The sequence below is a fragment of the Frigoribacterium sp. VKM Ac-2836 genome (assembly GCF_013248995.1).
In the GTDB taxonomy this organism is placed as follows: Bacteria; Actinomycetota; Actinomycetes; order Actinomycetales; family Microbacteriaceae; genus Frigoribacterium.
Window position 1 is genome coordinate 1 of record NZ_JABRPK010000010.1, and the last position, 787, is coordinate 787.

General features: G+C 70.4%; 1 protein-coding gene. It reads right to left on the reverse strand.

Annotation, left to right across the window (positions count from 1 at the left end):
• Positions 1–787, reverse strand: a 787-nt coding sequence (locus tag HRF36_RS15475; RefSeq protein WP_173211469.1) for a bifunctional copper resistance protein CopD/cytochrome c oxidase assembly protein, incomplete at both ends; no start/stop codon positions are given.

Consider the following 787-nt stretch of genomic DNA (forward strand, 5'->3'; position numbering starts at 1 on the left):
CCGCTGATCAAGAAGTGCACCGTCATCAGCAGGTGCCCCTGGTGGGTCTCGAGCGACCACCGGAACCAGCCGGTGTAGTAGAACGCGATGAGGCTGCCCGCGAACACCACCGCGGCGACGATCGGGTGCGTGACGAGCCGGGCGTAGCGGGAGTGCGTCAGCAGCAGCACCCACTCCCGGACGCCGCGGCTGTGGTCACGCCTGGCCGGTATGAGGCGGAGCAGCAGGGTGACGGGGGCGCCGAGCACGAGCAGCGGTGGCACGTACATCATCAGCAGCATGTGCTGGATCATGTGGGTGCTGAAGTGCACCGCCCCGTAGACGCCGGGGCCACCGCTGGTGGCGTAGGCGAGCATCACGCAGCCGGCCACCCAGGGGACGGTGCGGGCCGCTGACCAGCGGTCACCGCGCCTCCTGAGCTGGACGACCCCGGCGAGGTAGAGCCCGGCGAACACGGCGGCGATCGCGAGCCACGCCCAGTCGGGGTGGAACGCGGTCAGCATGCGCGACACGGACACCGGCTCGGGGAAGGTGAACCCGATCAGCGACGACCGCGGATCGACGTTCGCGATCGAGGTCTGAGGCACCGGAGGCGCGCTCCGGGACAGCGCGACCGACAGTCCCATGGCGACCGCCATCAGGACGACTTCGGCCAGGGCCAGCCGCACGAACGCCCGACGGCGGGTGGGTTCGCGGACCAGGCCGGGGATCACGTGGCGTCGGTGGAGGGCTCCGGCGACACCGAGGAACACGAGGATGAGGATCTTCGCCGACACGAGCAGCCCGT